Raw genomic sequence first — 20,318 nt, 5'->3', positions numbered from 1 at the left:
GCTCAACGGCGCCCGCCCTCAAGCAGGCGCCGGGCCTCTTCCGCCGGCAGCGGCCGGTAATAGTAGTAGCCCTGCACCGTCAGGGCGCCGAAACCGGCCAGCAGGGCCAGTTGGTCCTCCTGCTCCACCCCTTCCACCACCAGGCTCAGCGACAACTGCCGGGCCAGGCCGACAATGGTCTCCAACAGGATATAGGCCCGTTCGTTCTGGCTCGCCTCCACCATGAAACTACGATCGATTTTCAGCTCGTCCAGGGGAAACTGGTGCAGGCAGGAAAGCGCCGAATAACCGGTGCCGAAGTCGTCGAGGGAAATGCGAAAACCCAGCTGCCGCAACCGCCCCAGCATGGCCACGCAGGATTCCTTGTGTTCCATCATGGTGGTTTCGGTCACTTCCAGCTTCAGTTGCCGGGGCTGGATGCCGGCGCGCGTCACGCAGGCCTGCAGCCAGTCGGCGAAATCGGGCTGGCTGAACTGCTGGGCGCCGAGGTTGACCGACACCACCGGCAGCGCCGGGCAGCCTTGCTGCCACTCGGCCACCTGCTCGCAGACACGCGCTATCACCCAGCGATCCAGCCGCACCGACAGGCCGCTCTGCTCCGCCACCGGAATGAACTCCGCCGGCGACAAGGTGCCCAAGGTAGGATGGCACCAGCGCAACAGCGCCTCCAGGCCACAGAGCTGGTCGCTGCCCAGGCAGATCTGGGGCTGGTAGTGCAGGCTCAGCCCCTCGCCCTCCCCCGTGTTCAGCACATGGTTGAGGCTGTGCTCTATCACCAGCTCCCGGTGATGCAGCTCGTGCTGGCGCTGGTCGACGAACTGGAAGCGGTTGCGCCCGTGCCGCTTGGCCATGGCATGGGCGTACTCCGCCGCCTGCAGCAGGCTCTCCTTGTCCTTGGCGTCGCGCGGAAACACGGCGATACCGATGCTCGGCTGCAGGCTGACGATATTCTGATCCGCCAGCACGATAGGCTGCGCCAGCAGGCCCAGCAGCTTGTCGGCCAGTTGCGCCATGGTGGCATCCTCCGCCTTGCTGTGGCGCAGCACCGCGAACATGTCCCCCTGCAGCCGCACCAGGGTGTCCGCCTCGTCGATGGCCGCCTGCAGGGTACGGGCCTGCTGGCGCAGCACATCGTCGCCCCAGGTCAGCCCCAGTTGTTCGTTGACCGGCTTGAGCCGGCCGATATCGAGCACCATGAGCCCGACCCGGATCTTGTTGCGCTGGGCTTCGGCCAGGGCCTGATCCAGCCGGCTGGTGAGCAGTTGCCGGTTGCCCAGCTGGGTCAGGGGATCCTTGAAGGTGAAGAGGGTACGTTCGCTCTGGGTGGTTTTGAAGGAACTCAAATCATGGCCGATGGCCACCCTGTGGGTGATCTGGCCCCGATCGTCGGTCAGGGTGTTGATGCTGAGCCATTGCAGGTAGACCTCGCCGCACTTGCGGCGATTCCAGATCTGGCCGCTCCAGTTGCCGGTCAGCAGCAGTTGCTGCCACATATGCCGGTAAAAATCGGGATCGTGCCGGGCGGACTGCACCAGCCGCGGAGTCTGGCCGATGGCCTCCTCGGCGCTGTAGCCGGTGATCCGGGTAAAGGCGGTGTTGACCCGCTCTATCACGCCCTCGGCATCCGTGACCATGATGGACTCCATCGCATGGTCGAACACATGCTGCAACAGCTGGCTCTTGAAATGGATCCTGTGCTCCAGGAGATGGAGTTCGCCGGCCACAGCCGGCCGTTCTTTCACGTAATTGTTTGTATTCTGCACGGCTCGGGTATCCTTACCTGATGCGCTATGTTTTTGATTATTCTGCCACAATAATCAAATGTGAACGGAAAGTAAAATCCTGTTTCGCACCCATTTTCAAGCCTGCTTTCACGCTTGTCCCCATGGCTTGCGCCGGCTCGGGAAGGCGGTTGCGAGCCAGCCGGGAGGTACGGCCGGCGTGTCGGCGGCGTCGACCTTTGGCCCGGCCCATGCCAGTAAAAACGGAAGGCCTTGCCATAAACCCGAAAGGGGCGCCGCGGCGCCCCTTGTTCATACTCGGTGTTCGGGATCAGTGGTCGTGGGCGGCACCGGCCCCTTTCGGGAAGCGGATGCTCTCCACCAGCTCCTGTACCTCTTTCGGGGTCTCGGTGGTCAGCTTGGCCACCACCAGCGATACCGCCAGGTTCACCAGCATGCCCAGGGTACCGATGCCCTCGGGGGAGATGCCGAACCACCAGTTTTCGGGGACGCTGGCCGCCGGGTTGATGAACTTGAAGTAGATGATGTAGGCGGCGGTAAAGGTGATGCCGCACAGCATGCCGGCGATGGCGCCTTCCTTGTTCATCTTCTTGTAGAAGATGCCGAGCACGATGGCCGGGAAGAAGGAGGCCGCCGCCAGGCCGAAGGCAAAGGCCACCACCTGGGCCACGAAACCGGGCGGATTGATGCCGAGGTAACCGGCGCCGATCACCGCCACCGCCGCCGCCACACGCGCCGCCAGCAGCTCCTGCTTGTCGGTCATGTCGGGCTTGAAGCCTTTCTTCAGCAGATCGTGGGCGATGGAGGTGGAGATCACCAGCAGCAGGCCGGCCGCGGTAGACAGCGCCGCCGCCAGGCCACCGGCCGCCAGCAGGGCCACCACCCAGTTCGGCAGGCGGCCGATTTCGGGGCTGGCCAGCACGATGATGTCCGGGCTGATGGTCATTTCGTTGCGCTCGTCGCCGGCATAGAACATGCGGCCGTCACCGTTCTTGTCTTCCCATTTCACCAGGCCGGTCTTCTCCCAGTTGCCGACCCAGCCCGGGGCCTGCTCGGCGATCACGCCCTGACCGTCGGTGCCATTCAGGCCCTCAATCATGTTGGCGCGGGCGAAAGCGGCCACGGCCGGGGCGGTGGTGTACAGGAAGGAGATGAACAGCAGCGCCCAGCCGGCGGAGATGCGGGCATCGCGCACCTTGGGCACGGTGAAGAAACGGATGATCACGTGGGGCAGACCGGCGGTGCCCACCATCAGCGCGGCAGTGATAAAGAACACATCGATGCCGGACTTGGTGCCCGAGGTGTACTCGGTAAAGCCCAGCTCCTGGGACAGGCCGTCCAGCTTGTCGAGCAGGTAGACGCCGTCGGTGGTCTGGCCGATAAAGCCCAGTTGCGGCACCGGGGTGCCGGTAACCAGCAGCGACACGAAGATGGCCGGTACCAGGAAGGCGAAGATCAGCACGCAGTACTGGGCCACCTGGGTGTAGGTGATGCCCTTCATGCCGCCCATGACCGCGTAGAAGAACACGATGGCCATGCCGATGATGACGCCCAGGTTGATGTCCACCTCGAGGAAGCGGGAGAACACCACGCCCACGCCGCGCATCTGGCCGGCCACATAGGTGAAGGACACGAAGATGGCACAGAATACCGCCACCATGCGCGCGGTTTGCGAGTAGTAGCGATCACCGATAAAGTCCGGCACCGTGAACTTGCCGAACTTGCGCAGGTAGGGCGCCAGGCACAGCGCCAGCAGCACATAGCCGCCGGTCCAGCCCATCAGGTAAACGCCGCCGTCGTAACCGGCGAAGGAGATGATGCCGGCCATGGAAATGAAGGAGGCCGCCGACATCCAGTCCGCCGCCGTGGCCATGCCGTTGGCGATGGGGTGCACGCCGCCGCCGGCCACGTAGAACTCGCCGGTGGTGGCGGCCCGGGCCCAGATGGCGATGCCGATATAGAGGGCGAAACTCAGGCCCACCAGAATAAATGTCCAGGTTTGGATATCCATGTCCTACCCCTTACGCTTCGTCAACGTTGTATTTCTTGTCGAGCACGTTCATTCGCCATACGTAGACGAAGATCAGCACCACGAACACATAAATGGAGCCTTGCTGGGAAAACCAGAATCCCAGTTTGGCGCCGCCGATGGTGAAGGCATTGAGCAGATCCACCAGTACGATGCCGAACAGGAAAGACACCGAGAACCAGACAGCCAGCAATATGGCCATCAGTCTCAGGTTTTCGCTCCAGTAGGCTTTTGCTTTTTCCTGACTTTCGAACGCCATTCTCTTTCTCCTTGAATAGCCGAATACGGTTCGAAAGTAACAGTACTCCGTTAAGGACCTGTTGAAACTTAGACTTTGGTATTAACGGTTGATTAACAAAACTGAAACACAAGCTCCAGGCCACGGGGGCCTGGTCGAGGCGGGTATCAAAGGTAGGTCAGGGTAAGATAGACCACCAGCGGGATGGTGACCACCGACATGGCGTTGCCGAGCAGCACTATGCTGGCCATCTTGTCGGGCTGGCAGCGGTATTGCTCGCACAGCAGGTAGTTGAGCACCGCCGGCGGCAGCATCACCGACAACGCCAGCAGGCGCAGCCAGTCGGCACTGAGCGGCAGCCACCAGGCCACCAGGGCGAAGCTCGCCGCCCCCACCAGCAGGTAGGCCAGGTTGACCCGCAAGGCCAGTCCCAACTCCCCCATCTCTCCGCCCGACAACCGCACGCCCAGGGCAAACAGCATCAGCGGCACCGCTATCTGGCCCAGCAGGTCGGCGCTGGTGTAGACGAACTCCGGCAGCCAGTGCCGGTGCTCGGCCAGCAGCACCCCGGCCACCGCCGCCCAGATGATGGGGTTTTTCAGCCACTGCCAGGGCCCCGCCTGCTTCGACAGGATAAAAAGCCCCAGGGAGAAGTGGATGAGGTTGGAGAGCACGAAAAGGATGATGATGGCACCCAATTGGTCGGCGCCATAGGCCAGCATCATCAGGGGGATACCGATATTGCCGGTATTGCGGAACATGCCGGCTACGACCAAAGTCCGCCGCTCCAGCCCCCGAAAGCGAAACAGGCAGAGCAACAGCCCCGGTAACAGGATGATCAGCACCCCGGCCAGGATCAGCGGCCAGCTTTCGCCCGGCGACACCGGGTTGTCGATAAGCGCCGAGAACACCAGGGCCGGACAGAACACCGCCACGTTGGCAAGGTTGATAAAGCCCATTTCGCCATGGCGCTGGCGGCGGCCGAAGGCGAAGCCCACCGCCACCACGGCGAACACCGGCACCACGATATTGAGCAGGGTAAGAAACATAAAAAAGGACGGGGCCAAAAGGCGCCAGTATGGCGCCTCGGCCCCGCCCTGTCCAGACGCCGGTCTTCACGCTTCCGGCCTCGGTCTTCCAGTTCTAGCTTCCAGCTTAAGTCAGCCGTAACGGCTGAAAGCCAGACCGTTATCGTCGATTTCCGGCCGCTGGCCGCTGATCAGGTCGGCGATCAGCTTGCCGGAGCCCGGGCCCATGGTCCAGCCCAGGGTACCGTGGCCGGTGTTGAGCCACAGGTTCTTGTAACGGGTGCCGCCGATGATGGGGGTGCCGTCCGGGGTCATGGGACGGAAGCCGGTCCAGAAGATGGCTTCATCCACCTTGCCGCCTTCCGGGAACAGGCTCTTCACCGAATGGGCAATGGTCTCGCGGCGGGCATTGGGCAGATCGCCGTTGAAATCGGCCAGTTCGGCGGTGCCGGCGGCACGGATGCGGTTGTCGAAACGGGTGATGGCCACCTTGTAGGTTTCGTCCATCACCGTCGACTGGGGCGCGTCCGCGTCGTTCTTCACTTCGATGGTCAGGGAGTAGCCCTTTACCGGGTAGATCGGCAGGCGAATGCCGAGCGGGTTGAGCAGGAAGGGCGAGTAGCTGCCCATGCACACCAGCACCTGATCGGCGGTTTCCAGGCCGTTGGCGGTCTGGACCCCGCGGATCCGGTCGCCGTCGCTCACCAGCGCCTTGATCTCGGTGTTGAACTTGAAGGTCACGCCCTTTTCCTGACACTTCTTGACCAGCGCCTTGGTGAACAGGTTGCAGTCGCCGGTCTGGTCGTCGGGGAAGTGCAGGCCGCCCACCAGCTTGTCCTTGACCCGGGCCAGGGCCGGCTCGCGGGCGATACACTCGTCCACGTTGAGCATGGCGTGGGCCACCTTGAACTCCTGCAGCACCTTGATGTCCTTGGCGGCGTCATCCACCTGCTTCTGGGTGCGGAACACCTGCAGCAGGCCCTTCTTGCGGCCTTCGAACGGCAGTTGCAGCTCCTCCTGCAGGGCGTTGATGCACTGACGGCTGTACTCGGACACCCGCACCATGCGGGACTTGTTTACACCGTAGGATTTTTCGTTGCAGTTGGCCAGCATTGACAGCATAAACTGCCACTGCGCCGGATTGAGGCTGGGGCGCACCTTGAGGGGGGCGTGGGACTGGAACATCCACTTGATGGCCTTCTGGGGAATGCCGGGACCGGCCCAGGGGGAGGACATGCCGAACGACAGCTGGCCGGCATTGGCGAAGCTGGTTTCCTCGGCCGCATCGGGCTGGCGATCGACCACCACCACCTCGTGGCCCAACTGGGACAGATACCAGGCGCTGGTCACACCGACAACACCACTACCCAACACTAATACTTTCATAACACTCCCCTATCAAGATGCGTTCACGGCGCCAATATCATCTAAAAAAACAATAAAATCCAGAGCAAAAAAAAGCCCGCCCCCGATCGGGGACGGACTGTGAACGGCCAGTAAATACAGGGGCTACATCTTCATCTGAGCGAAGATTTTAAAGCAACATAAAACTTCAATAAAAAATAAAAAGTCGGAACAAAAAACCACCATGAGTTTAAATGTGACAAATATCGCAAAATCGTAAAATCCGGCTGCCGGCCGTCAAACCGGGCCGGAACACAACCGCGCCAGGGCCTCCCCCAGGGCAGCCAGCCGATCCGGCGCCGGCCGTTGTTCCCGGCCAAGCGCCAGCCCCAGTTCCCGCGCCAGTGCCGCCACCTCCCCGGCCCGGCAAAACTCGGCCCCCGCCGCCAGCTCGTGCAACAGCCGGCGGGCCTCCTGCCAGTCCTCCCCGGCCAGGGCCGCCTGCACCAGCCAGACATCGTCCTGGTGCTGTTCGGCAAAGTCCGCCAGGGCTTGCTGCCGGGCGGCGACGGGCACCCGGGGCGCTTCCCCGGCGGCCTCCCGCTCCTTCGGCGCAGTCTTCCCCAGCGCCTGCGCCAGGGCCTGGTACAGGTCGATGCGGTGGACCGGCTTGGTGACATAACCGTTCATGCCAGCCTTCAGGCTGGCTTCCCGGTCACCGCGCATGGCGCTGGCGGTCAGGGCAATGATGGGAATATCGTGATGTACCCGGAGTTTGCGGATCTGGCGGGTCGCCTCCACCCCGTCCAGGATCGGCATCTGCAGATCCATCAGAATGGCATCGAAGGTGCGCCGGGCCATCTGCTCCACCGCCTGGCGGCCGTTGTCCGCCAGGGTCACCGCCACTTCCACCTGCTTCAGGAACTCCACGATCAGCTGCTGGTTGACCCTGTTGTCTTCCGCCAGCAGTACCTGGCACCCCGCCAGCCGCTGGCGGTAATACTCGGTATCCGGCTGGCCGGCGCGCGCCGCCTCGGCAGGCTCGGCGCGGCTGTCCAGTATGCGCGCCAGGCAACCGAGCAGGCTGCTCCGGGTAACCGGCTTCGACAGGTAGTGGCGGATCCCCAGGGCCCGCATCTGCGCCGCGGGGCGCTCCCGGCCGAAGGCGCTGATCACCACGATGTCAATGCCGCCGAGGCCGGGTTGCTGCACCAGATAACGGGCCAGTTCCAGGCCGTTGTCCTGTCCCAGGCAGCAGTCGATCAGCGCCAGCCTGAGCTCATGGCCGCGTTTGTGCACCAACTGCCTGGCCTCCTCCAGATCCTGGGCCTCGTAGACCACGAAGCCGGCCTGGCGCAGGATCCCCCCCATCACTTCCAGCACCAGGGGATTGTCGTCCACCAGCAGCACCTTCTGCCCCGGCGCGAAGGACGGTGACGGGGCGCCGGACTGGACGCCCGGCGCCGGCCGCAGCGGCAGGCTGACGGTGAAGGTGGATCCGCGCCCGGGCTGGCTCTCCACCCGGATGTTGCCTTGCATCAACTGCACCAGGTGGTGGCTGATACTCAAGCCCAGGCCGGTACCGCCGTATTTGCGGGTGGTGCTGGCATCGACCTGGGTAAAGGCCTGGAACAGCTTGTCGAGCTGCTCCGGCATGATGCCGATGCCGGTGTCCCTGACCTCGAAGCACAGCCGCGGCTCCGGCCCGGGACGGACCGACACCGTCAGCACCACCTCGCCCCGCTCGGTGAACTTGACCGCGTTGTTGACCAGGTTGACCAGTACCTGGCCCAGGCGCAGGGGATCCCCCAGCAACTGGTCGGGCACCTCCGCTGCCTTGTTGATGATCACCTCCAGCTGTTTCTGCTCGGACATGTCGGCGAACAGCCCCGACAACCGTTCCAGCTGCTCGTTGAGGTCGAAGGCGATGTCCTCCAGCTCCAGCTTGCCCGCCTCGACCTTGGTCAGATCCAGGATATCGTTGATCAGCAGCAGCAGGTTGTCGGAAGAACTCTTGATCTTCTTCAGGTACTCGGCCTGCTGGCTATCCAGCGGGGTCTGCTGCAGCAGGGAGGAAAAGCCGATGATGGCGTTCATGGGCGTGCGGATCTCATGGCTCATATTGGCCAGAAAGTCGGTCTTGGCCTGAGCCAGGCTGTAGGAAGCCCGGCTGGCCGCCCGCAACTGGCGGTTGCGCACCACCAGCAACAGCAGTCCCAGGCTGAAGCTCAGCAGCAGCCCCGCGGCCAGCACCAGCAACAGCCGGTCCCGGCTCGCCTCCCCCTGCCGTTGCCAGGCGCTCCGGCGTTCGAGCAGGGCGGAAATGTCGTCGGCGGCGATCTGCCGGCGCAGGCCGATCAGCTCGTTCAGGCTCTGCCGGTACAGCCGGTGCTGGTACAGCATCTCCCGCAGGGACTCGTCCTGCCGCTGTGCCAGTCGGCCGGCGATCTCCTCCAGCTCCAGCACGAACAGCTGATTGGGGGCGTTCAGGTAGAGCCGGCTCAGCCGGCTCAGTTGCTCCAACTGCGCCCTGACCGCGGTATCCGTCACCGTGGCGGCACTGTCGGTAAAGGCCTGCAGGCGGTAGCGGCCATGGATATCCGCATCCTGCAGGGCGCGCAGGTTGTCCAGGTACCGGTTCAGTTCGGAAAGCAGCGCCCCCGTCTGGGCGGGCAACAGCCGCCGCTGCTCCAGGAAGCCGGCGAAGCGCGACAGCATCAGCGACAGGGAACGGACCTGTTCCTCCAGCCGCAGGCCGCTCTCGAGATCGGTCGTCACCATGTGATGGAGATGATGCAGGCTGTCGATCACCGGCTCGGCCTGCTGCTGCAACGCCTGGTAATGACGATACTGGCGGTATTGCCCGGCGCCATAGCCGGCGAACAGCAGCAGCACCAGCAGGCCACAGAGCAACAGGGGCCAGCGCGGGAGCAGAAAAAGACGTTGTTTTACAGAAGTGGCCATCTGTTGTATCCATCTCTTGGTGATATACTTACAATTTCATACAAAACAATAACATAACGAGAAACAAACATGTCTGGAGACAATTCGCAGCAAGCCGGCAACATCTGGCTCAAGGGCGGCATTCTGGCAGCCAATATCGTCCTCTTCCTGATCCTGCTCACTACCCTGCCCTTCGAGGACAGCGTCAACAAGGGCCTGAGCCTGCTCGTCTTTATCGCCGTGCTCTGGCTCACCGAGGCGGTGCATATTACCATCACCGCCCTGCTGGTGCCGCTGCTGGCGACCCTGCTCGGCATTCTCAACACCAATGCCGCCCTCGCCAACTTTTCCAATTCCATTATCTTCCTGTTCCTCGGCGGCTTCGCCCTGGCCGCAGCCATGCACAGCCAGCAGCTCGACCGGCTGATCGCCGGCCGCATCCTGCTGCTGGCCCGGGGCCGGTTGAGCGCGGCGGTGCTGCTGCTGTTCGCCACCTCGGCCTTTCTCTCCATGTGGATAAGCAACACCGCCACCGCCGCCATGATGCTGCCGCTGGCACTGGGCCTGCTGTCCTGCCTGGATGAACAACAGCATCGCAGTACCTTCGTGTTCGTGCTGCTGGGGGTGGCCTACAGCGCCAGCATCGGCGGCATCGCCACCCTGGTGGGCAGCCCGCCCAATGCCATTGCCGCCGCCGAGGTGGGCCTGAGCTTCAGCGACTGGATGGCGCTCGGCCTGCCGGTGACCCTGTTGCTGCTGCCGGTGGCCATAGGGGTATTGTACCTGTTGTTCCGTCCCCGGCTGGGCGCACGTATCGAGCTCGAACAGGAGCACATCGACTGGAGCGGCAAACGCAAGCTGACCCTGGCCATCTTCCTGCTGACGGTCGCCCTGTGGATCTTCTCCACCCCCCTCTCGGCCGCCCTTGGCAACCTCGCCGCCTTCGATACCCTGGTGGCGCTGCTGGCCATCATCCTGATCGGCATCAGCCGGGTAGCCGAATGGAAGGACATCGAAAAGCACACCGACTGGGGCGTATTGCTGCTGTTCGGCGGTGGCCTGACCCTGAGCCACATACTGCGGGAAACCGGCACCAGCCTGTTCCTGGCCCATCACCTGGCCGAGCTGCTGGGCAACGCCAGCCCCTTCGTCATCCTGCTGGCGATCACCGCCTTCGTGGTGTTCCTGACCGAGCTGGCCTCCAACACCGCCAGTGCCGCCCTGCTGATCCCGGTGTTTGTGGCGGTGGCCGAGGGCCTGGGACTGACGCCGGTGATGGTGGCCTCGGTCATCGCCGTGTCCGCCTCCTGCGCCTTCATGCTGCCGGTGGCCACCCCGCCCAACGCCATCGTGTTCGGCTCCGGCCTTGTCCGCCAACGGGACATGATGAAGGCCGGCTTCTTCCTGAACCTGGTCTGTATCGGCCTGCTGGCGGTTTATTTCTTCGCGCTCGGCTGAGCCGCGGGGCCAAAACGCAAAAAAGCCGCCGGAACATCCGGCGGCTTTTTATGGGCGCATCCTTGCGGGAGATTACTGTTGCCAGAACGGCTTGCTGACTTCCTGGTAACGATCCGCTTCGTTCAGGCCGATGTCTTTCAGCAGGTAGGCCGGCAGCTCGGACAGCTGGCGGCGGGTGCGGCTGCGGTGCAGCCAGAGACCGAGGGTGGCCAGCAGGCCGGTGTGGGCAGCGTGCCCTTCGGTACGAACGAGGTCCTGGTTGTGGTAGTTGATTGAGTTCATGATGCGCCTCCTGATGTGATTCTGGGCACAGCATAGTGAGGTCAGAGGCCCCTCTCAACCGACTTTTATTCGATAACAAAATTAGAATTTCTAATGGCTTATATCTTAAGGATTATTTGTAAGTTATTGTTTAATATATATTTAACAAAAACAAAACAAATCCATTTTTCTCATCATTTTTAGTAATTTCTATCAAAATCTAAGTATCCAGTTCCACTATCGCTTTATGCACAAATCTCCTTGCCGAACCGAATCTTTCGGGGCTTGCCTGCATAATTATCGGTCTACCCTCCTTCTTCCACGCCCCGTGCTGGACGAGGGGCGTCCCTGCTCACCGCCATATTTCGGCAACCTGGGCGCAACAATAAAAATGGGCGCCTTCCGGAGCCTTATCTATTCTTAGATGCAAAGAGCCTGTTCGAGGAATGGACTTATGCAACGAGAACAATGGGGCACCCGCGCCGGTTTCGTGCTTGCCGCCGTGGGCTCGGCCGTGGGGCTGGGCAACATCTGGCGCTTTCCCTATGTGGCCTACGAGAACGGCGGCGGGGCCTTCTTCATCCCCTACCTGTTCGCCCTGCTCACCGCCGGCATTCCCTTCATGATCCTGGAGTTCACCCTGGGCCATAAGTACCGCTCCGGCGCGCCCGGCATCCTCAAGGCGCTGAACAGCCGCTTCGAATGGCTGGGTTGGTTCCAGGTGATGATCGCCGCCATCATCGCCTTCTATTACGTGGTGGTGATCGCCTGGGCCATCTCCTATGTCTATTTCGCCGTCGGCCAGTCCTGGGGGGACGACAGCAACGGCTTCTTCTTTGGTGACTTCCTGGGGCTCACCGGGGACAACTCCCCCTCCAGCCTGGGCGGCCTGCAATGGCACCTGCTGCCGCCCCTGTGCCTGGCCTGGGCCGCCACCTATTACGCCACCTACAAGGGGGTGAAGGGCGGCATCGAGAAGATCAACAAGGTGCTGATGCCCCTGCTGTTCCTGCTGGTGCTGGTGCTGATCGGCCGCATCGTCTTCCTGCCCGGGGCGGTGGACGGCATCAACTGGATGTTCGCGCCCGACTTCAGCAAGATCTGGGATCTCAAGGTGTGGTCCGCCGCCTACGGCCAGATTTTCTTCACCCTGAGCGTGGGCTTCGCCATCATGCTGTCCTACGCCAGCTACCTGCCGGAAAAATCCGACATCAACAACAACGCCTCCATCACGGCACTGATGGACTGCGGCTTTTCCATGGTGGCCGGCATCCTGATCTTCGGCGCCCTGGGCTACATGGCCCAGGCCCAGGACAAGGCGCTGACCGAGGTGGTCAGCTCCGGCGTGGGCCTGGCCTTCGTCACCCTGCCGGCGGCGATCAACCTGCTGCCCGCCCCCGGCATCATGGGCCCCCTGTTCTTCCTGGCCCTGGTGTTCGCCGGTGTCAGTTCCCATATCTCCATCGCCGAGGCGGTAACCGCGGGCCTGATGGCCAAGCTGGGCTGGAGCCGGGCCAGGACCGCCACCGTCTTCTGCGGCGCCGGCTTTGTGATAAGCCTGTTGTTCATTACCCAGGGTGGTCTGTTGCTGCTGGATCTGGTGGATTACTTTATCAACAACATCGCCCTGCTCGGGGCCTGCCTGCTCGAACTGCTGCTGGTGGGCTGGCTGTGCCGGCTGGAAGACTTCCGCGACCATGCCAACCGCCTGTCCGACTTTACCATCGGCGCCTGGTGGCTTGTCTGCATCAAGTATGTGTCCATCGCCATGCTGGCGGTGATCCTGTTCAACAACCTGCTGGGCGCCTTCCGGGAAAATTACGGCGGCTATTCCAACAGCGAGATCCTGTTTATGGGCTGGGGCATGATAGCGGTGATGCTGATCCTGGCCATCGTGATCAACACCACCAGCAAGAAGGAGGCCAGCGCATGACCACGGGGGCCATAGTAATGATGGTGATCGGGCTCGGCATCACCTGGGGCGGTGCCGCCCTGTGCATCTACCGGGCATTCAGCCTGCGGGAACGCTGAAAGCCGGAAGCCGGAAGCCGGAAGCCGGAAGCCGGAAGCATCTAACTTCAAGCTTCAAGCTTCAAGCTTCAAGCTTCAAGCTTCAAGCTTCAAGCTTCAAGCTTCAAGCTTCAAGCTTCCAAGCCTATTTCTCCCGCACCGGCTGGATATAGAGGCGGGAGGGGTCGATCAGCACGTCCCTGGCCATGAACTCCCGCCCCAGCAGCACCGGGTAGATCATGCGGGTGCGATCCTTCAAGGTGAACTCCACCTCCTTCTCCATGCCGCCCAACTGCACCGGCAGCAGGATGACGGGCCGCCGGTCCAGCTTCTTGCTGTTGGCCTGACGGATACGCACATAGCGGCTGAGCGGGGCCTCCAGCCGTTCCAGGTGATTCTTGTGGTTGAAGCTGAAGCGGATCCAGCGCTTGCCGTCCTTCCTGAACTCTTCGATGTCGGTGGCGCTCATGGAGGAAGTCTTGGCCCCGGAATCGATGCGCGCCTTGACGTTATCGCCCAGCACCGGCAGCCACAACCACTCCACCCGGCCCAGCAGCCACTTGTCGCCTATCTTGACATCTTCCATGCCCGGAGCCTGGGCATGGGCGTTGGGGATCAGCAAACTCATAACGAATACCAGTGAAAACAACCATTTCATCAGCACACTCCTCGGGTGCGGCAGGATTTGACGGCGCTATGTTATCCAAGCCGGAGGCGTTGGGAAATGGGGTAATAAAAGGATTTCTCTGTGATTATATCCTGATCTCGGCGCCGACTCAGGGTATGCTTTGCGGTTTTCATCCATCTGGGCAGAAGGAATGGACTGGGATCCCGCGTTCACCGGACGCAACGCCATACTGGCGACACTGAACGGGCTGATACCGGCAGCCGCCGACCACTGGCCCTCGGCGACCGAACTCAACCGGCAACTGGCCGACCGGCTGCCGGTACGCTTTATCGACGACGACGAGTTCAACAAGCTAGGCTGCTACTACGAGCAGGCGGTGGCCCGCGGCCTGGTGCCCACCCGCCCCGCCAACTGGCACGACTTCTTCGGGGCGCTGATCTGGTACCTGTTTCCCCGCACCAAGGCCCTGCTCAACCGGCTGCACATGGCCGATATCGCTGCCCACGGCGCCAGGCAGCGCACGCCCAGGCGCGACCGGGTGACCCATTTCGACGAATGCGGCCTGGTGCTGGCCGTCACCGGGGGGGAGGAGATCACCGCGCTGCTGCGCGAACACGACTGGCAGGGGCTGTTCCTCCACCACCGGGCACGCTGGGGCCGGGACTGGCAGCCCTTCGTATTCGGCCATGCCCTCTACGAGCAGGCCCTGGCCCCCTTTGTCGGCCTCACCGGCAAGTGCGTGGTGCTGGAGATGGAGCCTGCCTTCTTCGCCCTGGCCCCGGCCGATCGCCAGGCCCGCCTCGATATCCGCCTGGCCGAGCGGCTGGAGCAGGATGCCCTGTTCGACCGGCCTCGCCCGCTGTTGCCCCTGCCCTTGCTCGGCATCCCGGGCTGGTGGCCGGCCAACGAGGCTCCCGCCTTCTACCAGAACCGGGATTACTTCCGTCCCCGGCGCAACAGATGATCTGGCTCGCGTTTTTTCTTACACTTGGCGCCCCGTCTTCGAGAGGATGATGTTATGTCCGGGCACGATCCCGTTTATGACCACGCGTTCACCCCCCGTTACCTGCACCCCAGATACTGGCCGACCTGGCTGGCCATCGCCGCCCTCTGGCTGCTGGCCTGGGTGCCCGTCCGCCTGCGCGACCGCTTCGCCGCCGCCTTCGCCCCCTTGCTTGTCCGCTTCGCCAAAAAGCAGTGCTACATCGCCCGCACCAATATCGGGCTGTGCTTTCCCGAACTGCCGGAGGCGGAGCGGGAACACATGCTGCGCCGCTCCATCGAGGTGGGGCTGATGGGCTTTTTCGGTTACGGCGAGTGGACCGCCCGCAGCAAGGCCTATCTGCAGAACCGCTTTCGGGTACGGGGCCAGGAGCATCTGGATGCCTGCCTGGCGGCCGGTGACAGGATCATCTTCATGATCCCCCATACCTGGACCATCGACGCCGGCGGCCTCTACCTCAATTCCCTCGGCCTGCCCATGTGCACCATGATGCACAGCGCCAAGAACGAGCTGTTCGACTGGTTTATCAACCGCCAGAGAACCCGTTTCGGCGGCCTGATCTATGAGCGGAACGCGGGCATCAAATCGATTATCAAGACCCTCAGGGACGGCAATCACTTTTTCTACCTGCCGGACCAGGATCATGGCCGCGAGGCCAGCCTGTTCGTGCCCTTCTTCGGCGAACTCAAGGCCACCCTGCCGGCCCTGCCCAAGCTGGTCCGGCTCACCGGTGCCAGGGTGTTGCCGGTGCTCTCGGTCTACAATGCCGAACAGCATCGCTACGAGCTCATTATCCGCCCGCCCATGGCGCCCTACCCCACCGCCGATCTGGCCGCCGACACCCGGGCCATGAACGCGGAGATCGAGGCCCTGCTCGCCGACTGGCCGGAGCAGTACATGTGGTTCCTGAAGTATTTCCAGACCCAGGTGGACACGGACGAGGGCCGCTACGAGGCCGGCATCCGCCGGATCAGGGGCGAATGATGGCCTGGCTGCACTACCTGCTGCTGGTGGCCGCCGGCCTGCTGGTGCTCTGGCTGGTGGCCTGGGTGGACGACTGGCTGATGGCGCGGGAAAAACGGCGTGAGGGGTGAGGTGACCCCTCACCCTCTTTAATCAGCCCGGGAAGAACAGGAACTTGGCGCCCACCAGGATCAGAAAGCCGGCAAAGGCCCGCCGCAACGCCCTGGCGGACAACTTGTGCGCCAGTATGGCGCCGAAGCGGGCGAAGGGCATGCTGGCCAGGCTGATGCCGATCATCGCCGGCAGGTAGACATAACCCCAGGCTTCGGCGGGCAGCCCCTGGTGCTGCAGGCCGTGCACCACATAACTGAGCGCACCCACCAGGGCGATGGGAAAGCCGCACACCGCCGACACCGCCACCGCCCGCTGCATGGGCACCGAGCACCAGCTGAGGAAGGGCACCGTCAGGGAGCCGCCACCGATGCCGAAGATGCCCGAGGCCCAGCCGATAATCCCCCCCACCGCCACCTGCACCGGCTTGCCGGGCAGGGCGGCGCCGCCCCTGGGGGCGAGATGGAACAGCATCTGGGCTGCCATGGTCCAGGCGAACAGGCCGATCAGCATCTGCAGGTGCAGACCCGACAGCTTGTCGGCGGTATAGCCACCGAGCCAGGCCCCCACCACTACGCCAAGCGACAGCAGTGCCGCCAGCCGCCAATCGATGGCCTTGCGGCCCTGATGGGCGTGGATAGCGCTCAGGGAGGTAAACATGATGGTGGCGAGCGAGGTGCCCACCGCCATGTGCGCCACCAGCTCCCCGCCGATCCCCTGCAGTTTGAAGCTGAAGATCAGCACCGGCACTATGATGAGGCCGCCGCCCACCCCGAACAATCCGGCCAGGGTGCCGGCGAAGGCCCCCAGAGCCAGATACATCAACCAGGTCATTCTATTGTCCCCAAGAAAAGCAAAAGGCCATAAGCTACCCAAGACGGCGGCAAAAGCCAATGGCCGTCTGCCACCTGGGGCATCAGAGTCGTTCGCGGCCCAGGCTTATCACCACCCGGCGGTTGAGATCCCGCCCTTCCGGCGTGCTGTTGTCGGCGATGGGCCGACGCTCGCCGTGCCCTTCAAGGGACACGGCGCCCTCCGGCAAGCCCAGCGCCATAAAGTGCTCCTTGATAGCCTCGGCCCGGCGCCGGGACAACTGCTTGTTGTGGTATTCGGTGCCGAAGCTGTCGGTATAGGTGTTGATCACCACCTCGTTGATCCCGGGATCCGCCTTGACATATTCGGCGATCATCGACAACCGCTGCCGGGAATGGGGGGTCAGTTCGTCGGCGTTGTTGACATAGGTGAGCACGCTGAAAGCGATGTCCTCGAAGCCGTAGGGCAACAGGTTGTGCTGACAGTCGAGAAAAGCGGCGTAACGGGCGCGGAAGTTGACCGACGACAGCCCCACTCCCGTCGCCTGGTTGTTGCGGTACCAATCGTCAAAATAGAAGGTGGGCCAGCGGCCCTGGCTCAGCTCGTCGAGCATGATCCAGGCGGACTGCTGCTCCACCATGGCATCGAACTGCTGATAGAAGGTCACCCGGGTGAGATCCCGCGCGCCCCGCCCCGGCTGCCAGTGGGGCGACTCGCTCCTGAGGGCGGCGGACTGGGTGCGCGGCAGCGCCCGCAGGGGGTTGAGTTCGAACACCAGGTTGATGTTCTTCGACGCCCGGCTGACGAAGGCGCCGGTGCCGAAACCGGGAATGGGATGCTCCAGGCGGCATTCCACCGCCGAGTCCGACGTCAGCCGCCACAGGGATTGTTCGATATCCGCGATAAAGGTACGGGGCTGGGCCCAGGCGCCCGAGCACCAGGCCAGCCCCGCCAGCAGGGGAAAAATGCGCACGCCGTGTCTCCTGTTGACCATTAGGCTCTGTATCGGCAACCGGCGGCACAGCTTTAGTGTTTTAGTTTGATGCCCGCCGCCTCGCCGTAGGCGCGCACCTCCCGGGTCAGCACCGCCTTCTCCTCCGGCGACAGCCAGCAGGCTTCCACGCTGTTCAGGGCCATCTGCAGCAGTTCGCCGTCGGTGGCTCCCAGCCCTTGCTGCAGGGCCTGGTAGTTGGCGTTCATGTAACCACCGAAATAGGCCGGATCATCGGAATTGACGGTCACGCACAGGCCGGCGTGCAACAGCTTGAGCATGGGATGCTCGCCCATGTGCTCCACCACCCTGAGCTTGAGGTTGGACAGGGGGCAGACGGTCAGTGGAATACGCTCCCGGGCCAGCCGCTCCATCAGGTGCCTGTCGTGCACCGCCGCCACCCCGTGATCGATGCGCTCCACCTTGAGCAGATCCAGGGCATCGTGGATGTACTGGGGCGGCCCTTCCTCGCCCGCATGGGCCACCAGCCGGAAACCCTGCTCCCGGGCCGCGGCATAGACGCGGACGAACTTGGACGGCGGATTGCCCTTTTCCGAGGAGTCCAGCCCTATGCCGGACAGCTGGTGACGGAAGGGCTCGGCGTGGTGCAGGGTCTCGAAGGCGCTCTCCTCCGACAGGTGCCGCAGGAAGGACATAATCAAGCGACTGGACAGCCCCCACTGCTGCCGGGCCTGCTCCAGCGCCCGGTGGATGCCGCCGATCACCGCCGCCAGCGGTACCCCCCGGTCGGTGTGGGCCTGGGGATCGAAGAAAATCTCGGTGTGGCGCACCCGCTCGGCATGGGCCCGCTCCAGGTAGGCCCAGGTCATGTCGAAGAAATCCTGCTCGGTCAGCAGCACCTGCATGCCCTGGTAGTAGACATCGAGGAACGACTGCAGATCCTTGAAGTCGTAGGCGGCCTTCAGCGCCCCTTCATCGGCGTAATCGAGGGTGATACCATTGCGCCTGGCGAGGGCGAACACCATCTCCGGCTCCAGGGTTCCTTCTATGTGCAGATGCAGTTCCACCTTGGGTAGTTCGTTGATAAATGTGGACATGGCGTTTCTCCCTTGCTCCCGGATACCTTAAAGATAACAAAATGTTAACCCTTGTTATCGCAAAAACATAACCTTCTGGTCAATAAATTGATACCCGGCCGCCCCCGCTCTGCCGGCACCAGCAAACGGACCTTATTTTGATGATATCTCTGCTCAAGCGTTGTCTGCTCTGGCTGGCCGCCCTGCTGGTGCTGGCGCCGCTGCTGCTCACCCTGGCCTACCGCCATGTGCCGGTGCCGGTGACCCCGCTGATGATAATCCGGCTTGTCGAAGGGGAAGGCCTGTCTAAAGACTGGCAGCCGTCGGCCCGGATTTCCAATCATCTGAAAATGGCGGTGATCGCCTCCGAAGACAACCTGTTCTGTCGCCACAAAGGCTTCGACTGGAAAGCCTTCGGCGATGTGCTCAACGAGTTCCGCAACGACGGCCGGCTGCGCGGCGGCAGCACCATCACCATGCAAACCGCCAAGAATCTCTATCTGTGGCCGGGCAGGAGCGTCACCCGCAAGGTGCTGGAGGCGCTCTATACCCCCATGCTGGAGCTGATACTGACCAAGGAGCGCATCCTCACCCTCTACCTCAACATCGCCGAGTTCGGCCCCGGCGTCTACGGTGCCGAGGCGGCGGCGCGCGCCTATTTCAACACCTCGGCCGCCAACCTGAGCCGCCAGCAGGCGGCCCAGCTGGCGGCGGTGCTGCCCAACCCCAGGGTGTACCACGCCGGTCGCCCTTCGGCCTATATCCAGCGCCGCGCCGCCACCATCCAGACCCGCATCAACCAGTTGGGGCCTCTGCTCGCCTGCATCCGGGAGCCATAAAGCCCTACGCTTTGTCATCGATTTGTCATAAGCTGCCATGACAGTGGGAACAGCGCCGGAACCGACCGGCGACAAGGAGAGCGAATGAATAAAAAAAACCTGATCTGTGACATCGACGGCGTCATCCTGCACAACAATGATCTGATCCCCGGCGCCGACGGCTTTATCCGCCGGGTGCTGGAGCAGGAGATGAACCTGCTGTTCCTCACCAACTACCCGGCCCAGACCCCGAAGGATTTACAGAACCGTTTCTATTCCGCCGGCATCGAGGTGCCCGAGCACTGCTTCTACACCTCGGCCATGGCCACCGCCGACTTTCTCAAGCGCCAGAGCGGCGAAAAAGCCTATGTGATCGGCGAAGGGGCCCTTATCCACGAGCTGTACAAGGCCGGCTTCACCATCACCGACATCGATCCGGACTTCGTGGTGGTGGGCGAGACCCGCAACTACAACTGGAGCATGATCCAGATGGCGGCCAAGTTCGTGGCCGGCGGGGCCCGCTTTATCGCCACCAACCCGGACACCCACGGCCCGCACATGCACCCGGCCTGCGGCGCCCTGTGCGCCCCCATCGAACGGATGACCGGCAAGAAGCCCTTCTACGTGGGCAAGCCCAGCGCCTGGATAGTGCGCGCCGCCCTCAACCACATGGACGCCCATTCCGAGAACACCCTGATCGTGGGCGACAACCTGCGCACCGACATCCTCGCCGGCTTCCAGGCCGGGCTGGAAACGGTGCTGGTGCTCACCGGCGTCAGCCAGGTCGCGGATATTGACAAGATGCCCTTCCGTCCCCAGCATATCTACCCTTCCGTCGCCGATATCGACCTGTTCTGACACACCCGACGCACTTTCTGTACCGCTGCCGTTTCGCCGAGCC

18 protein-coding genes are annotated in these 20,318 nt (G+C 62.9%); 7 read left to right on the top strand and 11 right to left on the bottom strand.

The features are described 5' to 3' along the window. Positions 1-2: 2 nt before the first annotated feature. The 6 genes from AN401_RS08825 to AN401_RS08800 form a co-directional block, all read right to left on the bottom strand. Positions 3-1,763 (bottom strand): putative bifunctional diguanylate cyclase/phosphodiesterase, encoded by a 1,761-nt coding sequence (locus tag AN401_RS08825; protein WP_232513415.1) that lies wholly within the window; start codon positions 1,761-1,763, stop codon positions 3-5. A 289-nt stretch (positions 1,764-2,052) separates the two neighbouring features. Continuing rightward, entirely contained in the window at positions 2,053-3,753 is a 1,701-nt protein-coding gene (locus tag AN401_RS08820; protein ID WP_096779120.1) for a sodium:solute symporter family protein, read from the bottom strand. 10 nt (positions 3,754-3,763) lie between these two features. Further along, entirely contained in the window at positions 3,764-4,030 is a 267-nt protein-coding gene (locus AN401_RS08815) for a DUF4212 domain-containing protein (RefSeq protein WP_096779119.1), read from the bottom strand. A 146-nt stretch (positions 4,031-4,176) separates the two neighbouring features. After that, positions 4,177-5,058, bottom strand: a complete 882-nt coding sequence (locus AN401_RS08810) for an AEC family transporter (RefSeq protein ID WP_096780343.1) — start codon at positions 5,056-5,058, stop codon at positions 4,177-4,179. Positions 5,059-5,169: 111 nt separating this feature from the next. Continuing rightward, the gene (locus AN401_RS08805) at positions 5,170-6,423 is read right to left on the bottom strand and encodes a D-amino acid dehydrogenase (protein ID WP_096779118.1); all 1,254 of its coding nucleotides are present in this window, start codon (positions 6,421-6,423) and stop codon (positions 5,170-5,172) included. 255 nt (positions 6,424-6,678) lie between these two features. Further along, on the bottom strand, positions 6,679-9,345 hold the full coding sequence (locus AN401_RS08800) for a hybrid sensor histidine kinase/response regulator (protein WP_096779117.1): 2,667 nt from the start codon (positions 9,343-9,345) through the stop codon (positions 6,679-6,681). 69 nt (positions 9,346-9,414) lie between these two features. Here AN401_RS08800 and AN401_RS08795 point away from each other — a divergent pair, with 69 nt between their 5' ends. Next, positions 9,415-10,782, top strand: a complete 1,368-nt coding sequence (locus AN401_RS08795; RefSeq protein ID WP_094039451.1) for an SLC13 family permease — start codon at positions 9,415-9,417, stop codon at positions 10,780-10,782. 72 nt (positions 10,783-10,854) lie between these two features. Here AN401_RS08795 and AN401_RS08790 read toward each other — a convergent pair whose 3' ends face one another. Continuing rightward, positions 10,855-11,064, bottom strand: coding sequence for a DUF1127 domain-containing protein (locus tag AN401_RS08790; protein WP_094039452.1), 210 nt, complete (start codon positions 11,062-11,064; stop codon positions 10,855-10,857). 433 nt (positions 11,065-11,497) lie between these two features. On the opposite strand from AN401_RS08790, the gene AN401_RS08785 reads away from it, so the two are divergent. Next, positions 11,498-12,976 carry a sodium-dependent transporter gene (locus AN401_RS08785; protein WP_094039453.1) on the top strand — a complete coding sequence of 493 codons (1,479 nt, stop codon included), beginning with the start codon at positions 11,498-11,500 and terminating at the stop codon, positions 12,974-12,976. Beyond that, positions 12,973-13,074 (top strand): MetS family NSS transporter small subunit, encoded by a 102-nt coding sequence (locus AN401_RS08780; protein ID WP_094039454.1) that lies wholly within the window; start codon positions 12,973-12,975, stop codon positions 13,072-13,074. Before AN401_RS08785 ends, AN401_RS08780 begins: the two co-directional genes overlap by 4 nt. Positions 13,075-13,198: 124 nt before the next feature. Here AN401_RS08780 and AN401_RS08775 read toward each other — a convergent pair whose 3' ends face one another. Further along, the gene (locus AN401_RS08775) at positions 13,199-13,681 is read right to left on the bottom strand and encodes an ATP-dependent zinc protease family protein (RefSeq protein ID WP_176442031.1); all 483 of its coding nucleotides are present in this window, start codon (positions 13,679-13,681) and stop codon (positions 13,199-13,201) included. A gap of 190 nt (positions 13,682-13,871) precedes the next feature. On the opposite strand from AN401_RS08775, the gene AN401_RS08770 reads away from it, so the two are divergent. Together AN401_RS08770 and lpxM are read left to right on the top strand one after the other, a co-directional pair. Beyond that, positions 13,872-14,645 (top strand): DUF3025 domain-containing protein, encoded by a 774-nt coding sequence (locus AN401_RS08770; protein ID WP_094039455.1) that lies wholly within the window; start codon positions 13,872-13,874, stop codon positions 14,643-14,645. A gap of 54 nt (positions 14,646-14,699) precedes the next feature. Next, complete coding sequence (lpxM, locus tag AN401_RS08765) at positions 14,700-15,668, top strand: lauroyl-Kdo(2)-lipid IV(A) myristoyltransferase (RefSeq protein ID WP_096779116.1); 969 nt, start codon at positions 14,700-14,702, stop codon at positions 15,666-15,668. Between the two features lie 132 nt (positions 15,669-15,800). Here the strand turns inward: lpxM and AN401_RS08760 are convergent, their stop codons facing one another. From AN401_RS08760 to AN401_RS08750, 3 genes are all read right to left on the bottom strand, one after another. Beyond that, positions 15,801-16,592 (bottom strand): sulfite exporter TauE/SafE family protein, encoded by a 792-nt coding sequence (locus AN401_RS08760; protein ID WP_094039457.1) that lies wholly within the window; start codon positions 16,590-16,592, stop codon positions 15,801-15,803. Between the two features lie 82 nt (positions 16,593-16,674). After that, complete coding sequence (locus AN401_RS08755; RefSeq protein ID WP_232513414.1) at positions 16,675-17,544, bottom strand: flagellar protein MotY; 870 nt, start codon at positions 17,542-17,544, stop codon at positions 16,675-16,677. Between the two features lie 53 nt (positions 17,545-17,597). Next, positions 17,598-18,620 carry an adenosine deaminase gene (locus AN401_RS08750; protein WP_094039459.1) on the bottom strand — a complete coding sequence of 341 codons (1,023 nt, stop codon included), beginning with the start codon at positions 18,618-18,620 and terminating at the stop codon, positions 17,598-17,600. Between the two features lie 140 nt (positions 18,621-18,760). Here AN401_RS08750 and mtgA point away from each other — a divergent pair, with 140 nt between their 5' ends. Then, the gene (gene mtgA, locus AN401_RS08745) at positions 18,761-19,438 is read left to right on the top strand and encodes a monofunctional biosynthetic peptidoglycan transglycosylase (protein WP_096779115.1); all 678 of its coding nucleotides are present in this window, start codon (positions 18,761-18,763) and stop codon (positions 19,436-19,438) included. A gap of 84 nt (positions 19,439-19,522) precedes the next feature. Beyond that, a complete protein-coding gene (locus tag AN401_RS08740; RefSeq protein ID WP_094039461.1) occupies positions 19,523-20,275 on the top strand; it encodes an HAD-IIA family hydrolase in 753 nt (250 codons plus the stop codon). The last annotated feature ends 43 nt before the right edge of the window (positions 20,276-20,318 follow it).

This window comes from Zobellella denitrificans (genome assembly GCF_002407485.1).
GTDB classification, from domain to species: Bacteria; Pseudomonadota; Gammaproteobacteria; order Enterobacterales; family Aeromonadaceae; genus Oceanimonas; species Oceanimonas denitrificans.
The sequence above is the reverse complement of the archived record's forward strand: the minus strand, read 5'-3'. Positions and strand labels throughout refer to the sequence as shown.